This window comes from Nocardia sp. NBC_01499, from assembly GCF_045040275.1.
Lineage (GTDB): Bacteria > Actinomycetota > Actinomycetes > Mycobacteriales > Mycobacteriaceae > Nocardia.
In genome coordinates this window covers 9,229,342-9,244,799 of sequence record NZ_CP109426.1, presented here as the reverse complement: position 1 = coordinate 9,244,799, position 15,458 = coordinate 9,229,342, and the positions used below count along the sequence as shown (strand labels likewise).

At 68.4% G+C, this 15,458-nt stretch carries 1 protein-coding gene; it reads right to left on the bottom strand.

Annotated elements, in window-relative coordinates; translation table 11 throughout:
• Window position 1 precedes the first annotated feature (1 nt).
• The gene (locus OG203_RS42095; protein WP_405162770.1) at window positions 2-15,433 is read right to left on the bottom strand and encodes an SDR family NAD(P)-dependent oxidoreductase; all 15,432 of its coding nucleotides are present in this window, start codon (window positions 15,431-15,433) and stop codon (window positions 2-4) included.
• Between the last annotated feature and the right edge of the window lie 25 nt (window positions 15,434-15,458).

The window sequence follows — 15,458 nt, the reverse complement described above, 5'->3', positions numbered from 1 at the left end:
GTCAGTTTCCCGCTTCTTGTCTTGCGTCGTCGTCGAGGGTGTCGAGGGCGAGGTTGATCAGGCTGTCGGTGTCCATCTCGTCGATGGCGTCCTGTTGATCGTCGACGTCGTCCGCCGGGGCGCCGCCGAGGTGCAGCAAGCTGTCCAGCAGTCCGGCCGCACGCAGCCGGTCGAGCGGAATGGCCTGCAGCAGGCGGCGGACCTGCTCTTCGTCCGATCCGGTGGCCGTATCGGTGTGCTCGGGTGCCAGTTCCGCGTCGAGCAGCTTCGCCATGGCGCGCGCGTTCGGAAAATCGAAGACGAGGGTCGCTGGCAGCTTCAGCCCGGTCGCCGCGGCCAGCTGATTGCGGAACTCCACCGCGGTGAGCGAGTCGAAACCGAGATCGCTGAAGGCCCGGTCCGGCTCGATCGAGGCGGGTGTGGCGTGCCCGAGTACCGCCGCGGCTTCCCCGCGAACCAGGTCGAGCAGCGCGGCGTCACGCTCCTCCGGTGCCAGCCCGGCCAGGCGGAGTCGCAGCGGCTCGGCCGTCGCCGCGGTGGCCCGGCGGCCCGCGCCCGGCACGAGCTCGTGGTACAGGCGTGGCAGCTCACTCTTGTTGCGTGCCAGCGCATCCAGGTCGAGTAGCAGCGGAAGCACCATCGGCTCGTTTACCGTCGCCGCCACATCGAGGAGCTGAAGCCCTTGTGCCGCAGGCAGACCGGTGAGCCCCGCGCGTGCCATTCGCTGTCGGTCGGCGGCGGTGAGTTTGCCTGCCATGCCCGCGTCGGCGGTCCACCTGCCCCACGCGAGGGATTGTGCGGGCAGTCCCTGCGCGCGCCGATGGACAGCTAGCGCGTCGAGGAAGGCGTTCGCCGCCGCGTAGTTACCCTGGCCCGCGTTGCCGAGTACACCGGCCGCGGAGGAGAACAGGACGAATTCCGACAGGTCCATGTGCGCGGTCAGTTCGTGCAGGTTGAGTGCGGCATCGACCTTCGGACGCAACACCGTGTCCATCCGTTCCGGTGTGAGGGCGCTGATCACGCCGTCGTCCAGGACGCCAGCCAGGTGCACGACGCCGGTGAGTGAGCGTTCCGCGAGCAAGGTCGCCACGGCGGGTCGGTCGGCGACATCGCAAGCGACGAGCTCGATTTCGGCGCCGAGATCGGTCAGTTCGGCAGCCAGTTCCGTCATGCCGGGGGCGTCATGACCGCGTCTGCTGACCAGGATCAGCTGCCGCACACCGCGTTCGGTCACGAGGTGCCGTGATACGAGCCGCCCGAGCATGCCCGAGGCACCGGATATCAACACCGGGCCGGTGTGCACGGGCATCGGGGTCGGCTCGCCGACCGGTACGCGGGCCAGCCGCGCGGCGTGCACCACGCCGCCACGAACGGCGACCTGAGGTTCGCCGGAGGCCATCACGCGGGACAACAGCTGATTCGGATTGTCGGTGTCGTTGTCCAGCAAGACGATTCGATCCGGGTTCGCGAGTTGCGCGGCCCGCACCAGCCCCCACACCGCGGCACCCGCGAGATCTGTGATGTCTTCGCCGGGCAAACCCACTGCGCCACTGGTCGATACGACGAGGGTGGCCTCCGCGAATCGTCCGTCGGCCAGCCACTCCTGCAATACACCCAGCACGCGGCCGGTCGCGGAGCGCACCGCCGTCGCGTCGTTTCCCGGTGGGCAATGCAGCAGCACCACTTCGGGTTCGGCATCGGCGGGCAGGCCATCCCACTCGGCGATGGACAGCGGTTGCGCGGCGTCGGCGGGGATCTGCCGCCATCGCACGTGGAACAGCGAATCGTGGAATTGCCCGGCACGCAGGTCGGCGGTCGACACCGGTCGGGACACCAGCGACCGGACCAGCGCGACGGGTGCACCGGCCCGGTCAGCCACCGCGAGGGTGATGGCGTTCTCGCCGCTGGCGGACACATGAACCCGAACCGTGCGCGCACCGGTCGCGTACAACTCGACACCCGACCATGCGAACGGCAGCACCGTGGTTTCAGTGTCCGCGCCGGTGAGCAAACCGGCGTGCAGGCAGGCGTCGAGCAGCGCGGGGTGCAGACCGAATCGGCCCGCCTCGTCGTGCGCGCCCTCGGGCAGCGCGACCTCGGCGAAGAGATCCGTGCCGGACACCCACGCCGCACGCAGGCCACGGAACACGGGGCCGTACTGATATCCCTTGTCCCACAACACGTCGTAAGCGTTCGTAAGTTCCACAGCGGTGGTGTTCGGCGGCGGCCACTGAGTCAGCTCGAAGGACGGTTGTGGCGTGCGCTCGGCGAGCGTGCCCGCCGCGTGCAGCACCCAGGGCGCGCCCGGCAGCCGCGAGTGGATCGTCACGTCGCGAGTGCCGGAGTCGTCCGCGCCGACCATCACCTGCAGCTGGACACCCCCTTGGTCGGGCAGGACGAGCGGCGCGTGCAGGACGAGTTCGTCAAGCACTCCGCAATCGACCGCGTCGCCCGCCTGAATCGCCAACTCCACCAACGCCGTTCCCGGCACCAAGATCGTGTCGGCGACGCGGTGATCGGCCAGCCACGGCTGCGTGCTCACCGACAATCGGCCGGTCAGCACCGCGCCGCCGGTCGGCAGCGGCACCACCGCGCCGAGCAACGGGTGTCCGAGGGAGTCCTGGCCGACTGCCGACACGTCGCCGGTCCGTGCCGACGGCGCGACCCAAAAGCGTTGGCGCTGGAAGGGATAGGTGGGCAGGTCGACTCGGCGGGCACCGTGGCCCGCGAAGAAGGACGCCCAGTCCACCGGTACGCCGGAGGCGTGCAGCCGGGCCAGCACGGTGACGATGCTGGCGGCCTCGTCGTGGTCGGTGCGCGAGGTCGGTACTACCACTACGGGGTCAGCGTCGTCGAGGGTGTGCTGAATCATGGCGGACAGCACGGCATCCGGGCCGACCTCTACGAATCGAGCCACACCCGCGTCCGCCAAATACCGCACACCGTCGGCGAAACGCACCGTCTCCCGCACATGCCGCACCCAGTACTCGGCATCGAACCGCTCTACCAGCTGCCCGGTCAGATTCGATACGACGGGGATCGCGGGCACCTGGTAGGCGACGGTCTCCGCGACGGCACCGAAGTCGGCCAGCATTGGTTCCATCAGGATCGAGTGGAACGCGTGCGATACTCGCAGTCGAGTTGTCTTACGGCCCTTAGCCTCCCACCGCTCGGCGACGGCGAGCACCTGCTCGGCCGCACCGGACAACACCACCGAGCCTGGCGCGTTGACCGCCGCGATACTCACATCCCAGGCCAAGTCAGGGCGCAATTCTTCTTCACTGACCTGGATGGCGACCATCACCCCGCCGGTTGGCATGGCCTGCATCAACCGACCACGCGCCGCCACCAACCGGCCCGCGTCCGCCAATGACAGAGCACCGGACACATGGGCGGCGGTCACCTCACCGATGGAATGCCCTGCCGCGAAATCCGGTCGAACACCCCATGATTCGAGCAACCGGAACAAGGCCACCTCGAACGCGAACAACCCGGCCTGCGCAAACGCGGTCTGATTCAACAACTCCGCGTCAGCACCCCACACCACCTCGCGCAACGGCTGTTCGAGATGCGGATCGAGTTCGGCAACAACGGCATCGAATGCCGCCGCGAACACCGGATACGCCTGGTAAAGCCGCTGCCCCATCCCCAACCGCTGCGCGCCCTGACCCGAGAACACCACCGCGGTCATTCCGCCACGTACCGAATCCGGCACAGCGCCATCGAGATCGGCCAACCCGCGCGCCAACTCGACGTTGTCGCGGCCGAGCACGACCAGGCGATGGTCGAATCCCACTCGCTCGGTCGCCAAGGTGAATGCCACGTCCATCGGATCCACGTCCGGATGCTCGACCACGAACGCCCGCAGCCGCCGCGCCTGACTCGTGACCGCCTGCGGTGTCTTTCCGGACAGCACCAACGGAAGTATCGGCAGCGCAACGCAATCGGGCTGCTCCGTCGCCACATCGGGTGCTTGCTCGATGATCACGTGCGCGTTGGTGCCGCTGATGCCGAACGAGGAGATACCGGCCCGCCGCGGATGGCCGTTTCGGACCCACGCCCGACTTTCGGTCAGCAGCCGAACCTGTCCCGTCGTCCAATCCACCTGCGGCGTCGGCGCATCCACGTGCAGGGTCTTCGGCAGCACTGCGTGCCGCATCGCCATGACCATCTTGACGATGCCCGCCACTCCGGCCGCGGCCTGCGCGTGCCCGATATTCGATTTGATCGAGCCCAACCACAACGGATTATCCGCAGGCCGGTCCTGCCCATACGTCGCGAGCAATGCCTGCGCCTCGATCGGATCGCCGAGCGTGGTCCCGGTCCCATGCGCCTCGACCACATCCACCTCGCCGGGCGACAGCCGTGCATTGGCGAGGGCCTGCCCGATGACCCGCTGCTGTGCTGGACCATTCGGCGCGGTCAGCCCATTCGACGCCCCATCGGAATTCACCGCCGAACCAGCCACCACCGCAAGCACCGGATGACCATTGCGGCGCGCGTCCGACAGCCGTTCGACCAGCAGCACACCGACGCCCTCGGCCCAGCCGACCCCGTCCGCGGCGGCGGCGAAAGACTTCGCCCTGCCATCCGGGGCCATGCCCCGCTGGCGGCTGAACTCGATGAACATGCCCGGTGTCCCCATCACCGCCACCCCGCTCGCCAATGCCAGCGAACACTCCCCCGACCGCAACGCCTGGCAGGCCAGGTGCAGGGCAACCAAGGACGACGAACAGGCCGTATCGACGGTTACCGACGGCCCTTCCAGCCCGAACACATACGACAACCGGCCGGAAACCAGGCTCCCCCCGCTGGCCGCCGCGGCCTCCACACCCAAGCCGTAGTCGTGATACATCAGCCCGGCGAACACACCCGTCGCGGTCCCCTTCAACGTCGCGGGGTCGATGCCCGCCCGTTCGAACGCCTCCCAGGCCGACTCGAGCAGCACCCGCTGCTGCGGGTCCATCGCCAACGCCTCGTTCGGGCTGATACCGAAGAACGCCGGATCGAAATCCGCTGCGTCGTAGAGGAATCCGCCCTCCCGCGCATAGGTCTTACCTGGCACGCCCGGCTCCGGGTCGTACACGTCGTCGTCCCAGCCACGGTCGCGCGGAAACTCCGAAACCGCGTCCACCTCGTCGGACACCAACCGCCACAGGTCCTCCGGCGACCCGACCCCGCCCGGATAGCGGCAGCTCATCGCCACGATCGCGATGGGCTCGTCGTCGGCTGGTCGCCGCGCCGCCACCGCACGCGGCGTCTCGCTGATCACCCCGGCCAGCACGGTGGCGAGATGGCCGACTACCGCGGCCGCGTTCGGATAGTCGAAGACGAGGGTCGCGGGCAACCGCAGCCCGGTCGCGGCGTTCAACTGGTTGCGCAACTCGACCGCGGCCAGCGAGTCGAACCCCAGCTCCTGGAATGCCCGCCCCGGCTCGATCGCCGCCGCGGAATCGTGGCCGAGCACCGCGGCGACGGCGGTGCGGACCAGCTCCAGCAGCACTCGATCTCGTTCAGCCGCAGTCGATTCCGACAGCCGGGCACGCAAGGCCGCGTCACCGGCGATAGCGGCGCGCGCGAGCTGGCGAACAGGCATCCGCACCAGACCGCGCAGCAGCGCGGGTAGTCCGGCGGCGCGCGCACGGAGCACTGCCTGGTCCATCCGCAATGGCACGACGACCGCGTCATCGGTCCGCAAGGCGGCGTCGAACAGCGAGAGGGCCTCATCGACCGGCAGCGCGGGCAGTCCCTGCGCCCGCATTCTGCGTTCGGCCTCGTCGAGTTCCTCGATCATGCCGGTGTGTACGTCCCACAGTCCGAATGCCATCGCTGTCGCGGGCAGGCCGAGCGAGTGCCGTTGTGCGGCAAGAGCATCCAGGAAAACGTTCGCTGCCGCGTAGTTGCCCTGCCCTGCGGCGAGGACCATGCCGCCCGCCGAGGAGAACAGCACGAATGCCGCGAGATTCAGGTCCGCGGTCAGCTCGTGCAGGTGCCACGCGCCGTCCGCCTTCGCCGCGAGCACGCTGTCGATCCGGTCCGGCGTCAGCGCGCCGATGAGACCGTTGTCCGCTGTTCCGGCGACGTGGATTACCGCGGTCAGTGGGTGCTCAGGGGGTATGGCGGCCAGCAGGTCCGCCACCGCCGCGCGGTCCGCGACATCGCACGCGGCGAGCGTGACCGCCGCACCGAGTTCGGCAAGTTCGTCGCGGAGTTCGGCGACGCCCGGCCCGTCCGGACCACGACGGCTGCTCAGCAGCACATGGCGAATCCCGTGATGCACCACCAGATGTCGGGCCACCAGTGCGCCTAGCCCGCCGGTGCCGCCGGTCACCAGGACCGTCCCGTCCAGGTGCCAGTCGACCGGGTGTCCCACGTTGATCGATCGGGTGAGACGCGGTACCAGAAGGTGGTCGGCGCGCACAGCGATCTCTGGCTCGCCTGAGGCGAGCAGCAGCGGCAGCACGGCGTCGAGGTCCGCGCGATCATCCAGGTCGGCGACTGCGAATCGGCCAGGTTGTTCCGCCTGAGCGGCACGGATCAGTCCCCAGACCGGTGCCTGACGCACATCGACGGGCATCCCCGGGGAGGTGGCGAGCGCATTTCTGGTGATCACCACCAGCCGTGATTCGGCGAAGCGAGCGTCGTCCGACACCGCGTGCAGGAAGGCGAGCACGTCGTGCGTGAGCTGCCGAACACTCGCCGGCACCGAGTCGGCGGACGAACGACATTCGTACACCACAACTTCGGGGAAGGGGTCGCCGTCGATGTCCTCCGCCCAGTGCGCCCACGCCACTGTCTCGCTGGGCGACAGGGGGATTCGCTCCCAGCCGATGCCGAACAACGCGCCGGTTCCTGGCCGCGTGAGCTGTTCCGCCGATATCGGCCTGCCGACCACCGAGTCGACCGACAGGACCGGTCGCCCCGTCTCGTCGGCGGCGAATAGTGAAAGGCGTTCGGCGCTCGGCTGATCGATGCGGACGCGCAGTGTGGTCGCACCGCTCGCGTGCAGGGTTACACCGGTCCAGCTGAACGGCAGGACCGCGGCACCGGCACTGTCGTCGATCAGCGCAGCGTGCATGGCGGCGTCGAGCAAGGCCGGATGTATGCCGAACCGTGCCGCGTCGGCATGTGCTTGCTCGGGTAATGCGATCTCGGCGAACAGTTCGTCGCCCCGTCGCCACGCGGCCCGCAGGCCCTGGAAGACCGGCCCGTAGCCGAAGCCACGGGCGAGCAGGATGTCGTAGGCATGGTCGACAGCGATAGCGCTCGCATCGTTCGGCGGCCATGCGCTCAGATCGACGGCGGGTGGTGCGGCAGCGGTGAGCGTGCCCTCCGCGTGCACGGTCCACGGTTCGTCGTCCTGTTCGGGCCGGGCGAAGATTCGAACCGGGCGGCTGCCCGCGGCATTCGGCGCATCGACGACGACCTGGAGTCGCACGCCACCGTGTTCGGGGATCACCAAGGGCGCGCGCAGGGTCAATTCCTCCAGCCTGTCGAACCCGAGTTGCGCACCGGCCCGGACGGCCAGTTCTACGAAACCGGTGCCGGGCAACAGAATGCTGCCGAGCACGTCGTGATCGGCCAGCCACGGATGGGTGGCGGCGGCGATCCGGCCGGTCAGCACCAGCCCAGCGGAATCCGGTGCGGGCAGAGCGGCCGCCAGGAGTGGATGCCCGAGCGCTTCGAGGCCAGCGGCGGCGACACCGCCGAGGTCGACGCCGAGCCAGTCGGCCAAATACTCTCTGGTGTCCAGCCAAAAGTGTTGGTGTTGAAAGGGATACGTGGGCAGGTCGACTCGGCTAGCGCCGTGGCCCGCGAAGAACCGTGACCAGTCCACTCGCCCGCCGGAGGCATGCAAGCGGGCCAGTGCGGTGACCACGGTGGTGGCCGCATCGTGATCGGTGCGCAGCGCAGGCACCACCAACGCATCGGTGTCGTCGAGGGTGTACTGAATCATTGGCGCCAGCACCGCATCCGGGCCGAGCTCTACGAACCGGCAGACACCCGCGGCCGCCAAATAGCGCACACCGTCGGCGAAACGCACCGTCTCCCGGACATGCCGCACCCAGTACTCGGCGTCGAAACGCTCCGCCAGTTGCCCGGTCAGATTCGACACCACCGGAACCACCGGTGACTGATAGTCGATTGTCTCGGCGACCGCGCGGAACTCCGCCAGCATGGGCTCCATCAGCATCGAGTGGAACGCGTGCGAGACTCGCAGCCGGGTTGTCTTACGTCCCAGCGCCTCCCACCGCTCCGCCACCGCACGGACCTGCTCATCGGCACCGGACAGCACCACCGACCCCGGCGCGTTGATCGCCGCGATACTCACACCCTCGATCAGATCCGGGGTCATCTCCGCTTCGCTGGCCTGCACGGCGACCATCGCTCCACCGACCGGAAGCGCCTGCATCAACCGACCGCGCGCCGCGACCAACCGGACCGCATCCGACAGCGACAGCGCACCGGCCACATGCGCCGCGGTCAACTCACCGATCGAATGACCAGCGACGAAATCCGGCCGCACACCCCATGACTCGTACAACCGGAACAACGCGACCTCGAACGCGAACAACCCCGCCTGCGCCCACATCGTCTGCTCGAGCAGGCCCGGATCATCACCCCACACCACCGCACGCAATGGCAGGTCCAGATGTGAATCGAACGCCGCGGCAACAGCATCGAACGCCGCCGCGAAAGCCGGGTACACCGCGCACAACTCGCGCCCCATCCCCAACCGCTGGGCGCCCTGACCCGAGAACACCAGTGCGGTACCACCGCCACGCACCGAATCCAGCACGGCACCAAGACCGTCCGCGATCGCGGCTAAGCCGTCGATCAGCCCGTCTTGGTCTGCGGCGACCACTACCGCGCGGTGCTCGAACCCCACTCGCTCGGTCGCCAAACTGAACGCCACATCGATCGAATCGACGTCCGTGAAAGCCCTCAACTGCCGCGCTTGGTCCACCAGCGCCTGCTTCGTCTTCCCCGACAGCACCAAGGGAATCACCGCCATCGGTGTCCGGGCGACGGGGTCGTTCGGCGTAACCGCTTGCGGTGCTTGCTCGATGATCACATGGGCGTTCGTGCCGCTGATACCGAACGAGGAGACAGCCGCTCGCCGTGGCCGATCCACCTGCGGCCACGGCCGCGCCTCGGTCAACAACTCCACCGCGCCTTCAGACCAATCTACTTGCGGTGTCGGCTCATCCACATGCAACGTCTTCGGCAACACACCATGACGCATCGCCATGACCATCTTGATGATCCCGCCGACACCCGCCGCGGCCTGCGCATGCCCGATATTCGATTTGATCGAACCCAACCACAACGGATCCCCGGCCCTGTCCTGCCCATAGGTCGCCAGCAACGCCTGCGCCTCGATCGGATCACCGAGCGTTGTTCCAGTACCGTGCGCTTCGACCACGTCGACACCTTCAGGCGACAACCGTGCGTTGGCCAGCGCCTGCCGGATCACCCGCTGCTGCGCCGGACCGTTCGGCGCCGTCAAGCCATTCGACGCACCATCCTGATTCACCGCCGAGCCACGAACGACAGCCAGCACCGGATGGCCGAGTCGCCGCGCATCCGCGAGCCGCTCGACGATCAGTACCCCGACTCCCTCGGCCCACCCTGTGCCATCAGCACTGGCGGAGAAGGACTTACAGCGCCCATCGGCGGCCAGACCCCGTTGGCGGCTGAACTCCACAAAGGCCTCCGGCGTAGCCATCACCGCGACACCGCTGGCCAGCGCCAACGAACATTCGCCCGACCGCAACGCCTGACTCGCCAGATGCAGCGCAACCAGCGACGACGAACACGCCGTATCCACCGTCACCGACGGGCCTTCCAGCCCGAACACATACGACAACCGCCCCGACGCGATCGCCCCGGTAGAGCTGTTGGCGGCGTAGTCGTGGTACATCATCCCCGCGAAAACACCAGTTGTGCTCCCACGCAACAGATTCGGATCGATACCCGCTCGTTCGAAAGCCTCCCACGAGCATTCCAGCAACAACCGTTGCTGCGGATCCATGCCAAGGGCCTCGTTCGGACTGATGCCGAAGAACGCGGGGTCGAAATCGCCTGCCGAATAAAGGAACCCGCCCTCACGCACGTAGCTCTTGCCACGCGCGCCCGGTTCCGGGTCGTACAAACCGGAGGTATCCCACCCTCGATTCGCCGGGAACTCGCCGACCGCGTCCACCCCGTCGGCGACCAGCCGCCACAGATCCTCCGGCGATGCCACGCCACCCGGATAGCGACATGCCATGCCCACGATCGCGATCGGTTCGTCGACCGATCCACCGGCAGCCGTCACCACCACGCCCACTGTTGCGCCGCTGAAGATTTCGAGCGCCAGGTAGCGAGCCAGCGCCATGGGGCTCGGATAGTCGAATACCAGCGTCGCGGGCAGCCGGGTTCCGACGGCCGCGCCGACGGCATTGCGGAACTCGACCGCCATCAGCGAGTCGAAGCCGAGTTCATTGAAGGCCAGATCCGGATCCACCGCGTCCGAACGGGTGTGACCGAGAGCAGTCGCGGTCTGTTCGCGAACCACCTCCAGCAGTGCGGCGAGCCGTTCGTCCTCGGGCAGTCCGGCGAGGCCGCTGACCGCGGGAGCGATACCGGCAGCAGTGGTCGCGCGCCGACGCGATCGGGTGCGGATCAGTCCGGTGAATACCGGCGACAAGTCGTTGTCCGCCACCGCTTTCAGGTCCAACTGTATCGGCAGCACGTTGGCTGCTCCCGCCGCAACAGCCGCGTCGAACAGTGCCAGCCCCCGCACCGCGGTGAGCGGCTCGACCCCGTTGCGCGCCAGGCGATCTCGATCGACCGCGGCGAGGCTACCCGCCATCCCGTCGGTCTCGGCCCACATGCCCCAGGCCAGCGACTGCGCCGCAAGCCCCCGCGCGCGCCGGTGTACGGCCAGTCCGTCGAGGAACGCGTTCGCGGCGGCGTAGTTACCCTGCCCCGCGGTGCCGAGCACGCCTGCGGCGGAGGAGAACAGAACGAACAGGGACAGATCCATGTCCTGCGTGAGTTCGTGCAGATTGAGCGCGCCAACCACTTTCGGGCGCAGCACGGCATCCATCCGCTCCGGCGTCAACGATCCGATCACGCCGTCGTCGAGCACACCGGCCAAATGCAACACACCGGACAGCAACGGATGCGCGGCCAGCACGTCGGCGAGAGCCGCGCGGTCGGCGACGTCGCAGGCGATCACCTCGACGGCGGCGCCCCGTTCGATCAGTTCCGCCCGCAGTTCGGCCATGCCGTCGGCGGCGTCACCGCGACGGCTCACCAGCAGCAGGTCGCGGGCCCCTCGATCAACGAGGTGGCGGGCGACCAAGCGGCCCAATGTCCCCGACGCCCCTGAGATCAGCAGGGTTCCCGCAGTCGCGAAAGCCGCTCGCGCCGGACCTGATTCGATCGCTACTCGGGCAAGCCGAGCCCCGAATACAGTGCCGTCCCTGACGATCAACTCCGGTTCACCCGCAGCCACGGCGACCGCCGTCGGTAGCGAACCATCGGTGTCCAGCAACACGATTCGACCGGGCTGTTCGGTCTGCGCGGCGCGTACCAGCCCCCAGACGGCGGCACCCGCCAGGTTCGGTGTGTCCGCACCGGGCAGCGCCACCGCGTCGCGCGTCGACACCACCAGCGTCGCGGATGCGGAGCGTTCATCGTCCGGCCACGCCTGAAGCGCCTCGAGGACACGGCAGGTCACCGCCTGGACAGACGCGGCGTCGGCACCGGATTCGGTGTCGAGCACGACAAGGTCCGTTACCGGCGCACCGACCGCGATCGGCGTCCAATCCAGGTGGAACAGCGAGTCGTGCGCGCTCGACCGAGCGGACTCGGCGGAGATGGGCCGCAGCGCAAGGGATTCGACCGACAGCACGGGACGCCCGAGGTCGTCGGATACGTCGACGAGCATCCCGTTGGGGCCCGGCGTGATTCGGGCCCGCACCCTGGTCGCGCCGGTGGCGTGCAGTTCGACGCCGGACCAGGCGAATGGCAGGACCGCCACGTCATCGAACAGGTCGGTCAGTGCGACCGCCTGTAGGCAGGCGTCCAGGAGCGCCGGGTGTATGCCGAATCGGTCGGCACCAGCGGTGGCCGACTGGGGCAGCGCGACCTCGGCGAATACCTCGTGACCGGATACCCATGCCTGCTCGAGGCCCTGAAAGACCGGACCGTAGTCGAGACCGGCCTCGGTTGTCTCCGGGTAGAAGTTCGCCAGGTCCACCGCGGACGCGGCGGCAGGCGGCCATTCACCCTGTGTCACAGGGTCTTTCGCGCCTATGTCGACCAACGCGCCTTCAGCGTGCAGCAGCCACGAGGTGTCGTGGCGGCCTTCGCCACGGGAGTACATCGCCACCGTGTGCAGACCCGCCACATCACCAGCGCTCACCACCACCTGGATGTCTACGCCGCCGCTTTCCGGGATCACCAGCGGTGCCTGGATGGTCAGGTCCGCGACGACGGCACAGCCGACCTGATCGCCCGCGCGGATCGCCAGTTCGAGGAATCCGGTGCCGGGGAACAGGATCAAGTCGCCGACGCGATGATCGGCCAGCCACGGATGCATGCCGAGGGACAGCCGCCCGGTCAGCACGGCGCCATTGGAGTCGGCCAGCGGCACGGCCGCGCTCAGCAACGGGTGTCCGGTGGCGACCAGGCCCGCCGACTCGACATCGCGAGCGCCGGGCCGGGGGTCGACCCAGAAGCGTTGGCGTTGAAAGGGATAGGTGGGGAGGTCGACCTGTCGTGCACCGGTTCCGGCGAAGAACGACGCCCAATCCACCTGCACCCCATGGACATAGAGGCGAGCCAGGGCGGTAACGACGGCGCTGACCTCGTCGTGATCGGCACGCAGTGTTGGCACCACCAGTGCGTCGGCGGCCGTGTCGGTGCCGTCGAAGGTGTGCTGAATCATGGCCGTCAGCACCGCGTCCGGGCCGAGCTCCACCACCCTCGACACGCCCTCGCCCGCGAGATACCGCACCCCATCGGCGAAACGCACGGTCTCCCGCACGTGCCGCACCCAGTAGTCGGCATCGAACCGCGCCGCCAACTGCCCGGTCAGATTCGACACCACCGGAATCACCGGTGACCGGTAGTCGACCGTCTCGGCGATAGCGCGGAACTCGGCCAGCATCGGTTCCATCAACGCCGAGTGGAACGCGTGCGAGACCCGCAACCGAGTCACCTTGCGGCCCTGCGCCGCCCACCGGTCGACGACCGCCGACACCTGATCCGCCGCACCGGACAGCACCACCGAGCCCGGCGCGTTGATCGCCGCGATACTCACACCATCCACCAGGTCCGGGACCATCTCGGCCTCGCTGGCCTGCACCGCCACCATCACCCCGCCGACCGGAAGGGCCTGCATCAACCGACCGCGCGCCGCGACCAACCGCGTCGCATCCGCCAGCGAGAGGGCCCCGGCCACATGCGCCGCGGTCAGCTCGCCGACCGAATGACCTGCCACGAAATCCGGTCGAACACCCCATGATTCGAGCAACCGGAACAACGCCACTTCGAGCGCGAACAACCCCGCCTGCGCGAAGACGGTCTGGTTCAACAACTCCTCGTCGTCACCCAACACCACTTCGCGCAGCGGCCGCTCCAGATGCGAATCCAGCTCCGCCACCACAGCTTCGAATGCCTCGGCGAACACCGGAAACGCCGCGCACAACTCCCGCCCCATCCCCACCCGCTGCGCACCCTGACCCGAAAACACCACCGCTGTCCCACCACCGGTAACCGCACCGCGCACCACCCCGGCCGCCGACTCACCAACAGCCAACGCCCCCAACGCCGCACCTCGATCACCCGCGAGCACGACCGCACGTCGCGCCAGCCCCGCCCGGCCCGTCGCCGCACTGAAAGCAACATCAACCGGCGCCAGCTCCGGACGTGCCGCGAGCCACGACTCCAGCCGCTGTGCCTGCGCACCGAGCGCCGCGTCGTCCCGCGCCGAAATCACCAACGGCAGCGGCACATTCACCGGCCACGCCAACGACTCGGCCGGTGCCGATTCCGGTGCCTGCTCGATGATCACGTGCGCGTTGGTGCCGCTCACCCCGAACGAGGAGATCGCCGCCCGACGCGGATGACCGTGCTCGACCCAGGCGACCGGCTCGGTGAGCAGCCGGACGTTCCCCGCGGTCCAGTCGATATGCGTGGACGGTGCCGACACGTGCAGAGTCCGCGGCATCGTGCGGTGCCGTAAAGCCATGACCATCTTGATGATTCCGCCGACCCCCGCCGCGGCCTGCGCATGCCCGATATTCGATTTGATCGATCCAAGCCACAGCGGCCGATCATCCGGACGGTTCTGTCCATATGTCGCCAGCAACGCCTGCGCCTCGATCGGATCACCGAGCGTGGTCCCGGTGCCGTGCCCCTCCACGACATCGACCGCACCGGCGGGCACCCGCGCATCGGTCAACGCCTGATGGATCACCCGCTGCTGCGACGGACCGCTCGGCGCCGTCAAACCATTAGACGCACCATCGGAATTCACCGCCGACCCCGCCACCAACGCCAACACCGGATGACCATTGCGCCGCGCGTCCGAGAGCCGCTCGAGCAGCAACACACCGGCACCCTCCGACCAGCCGGTGCCATCGGCCGACTCCGAGAACGGCTTGCATCGACCGTCCGGCGCGAGCCCACGCTGCTTGCTGAACGCGATGAACGGACCGGGCGTCGCCATCACCATCACACCGCCCGCCAACGCCATCGAGCATTCGCCCGATCGCAGCGCCTGGCCCGCCAGATGCAGCGCGACCAGCGACGACGAACACGCGGTATCGACGCTGATCGCGGGCCCTTCCAGGCCGAGGGTGTACGCGATCCGGCCGGAGATCACCGCGGCCGAGTTGCCCGTGGTCAGATACGCCTCGGCCACCTCGGGGACGGTGTCGAGCAGGTATTCGTAGTCCTGGATGCCGGATCCGGCGTACACGCCGATCTGCGCGCCGCGCACCGAGTCGGGTGCGATGCCAGCGCGCTCGAACGCCTCCCAGCAGATCTCCAGCATGAGCCGCTGCTGCGGGTCGGTGCCGAGCGCCTCTTTGGGGCTCATGCCGAAGAAGGCGGGATCGAATCCGGCTGGTTCGCTGAGGAATCCGCCCTCGTGCACATAGCTGGTTCCGGTCCGGTCCGGTGCGTCCGCGTACAGCCGATCGAGGTCCCAGCCACGGTCGGCCGGGAACGGCGTCACCGCGTCGCGGCCCTCGGCGACCAACTGCCACAGGGCTTCCGGCGAATCGACACCGCCGGGGTACCGGCAGCTCATCGCGACGATCGCGATCGGCTCGCGCTCCCTGCCCTCGACCTCGCGCAGCCGCTGCCGGGTCTGATGCAGATCCGCGGTCACCCGCTTGAGGTAGTCGAGGAGCTTAGCGTCGTCCGACATCCCAGTCCCACCGTGTCTTTCGTGG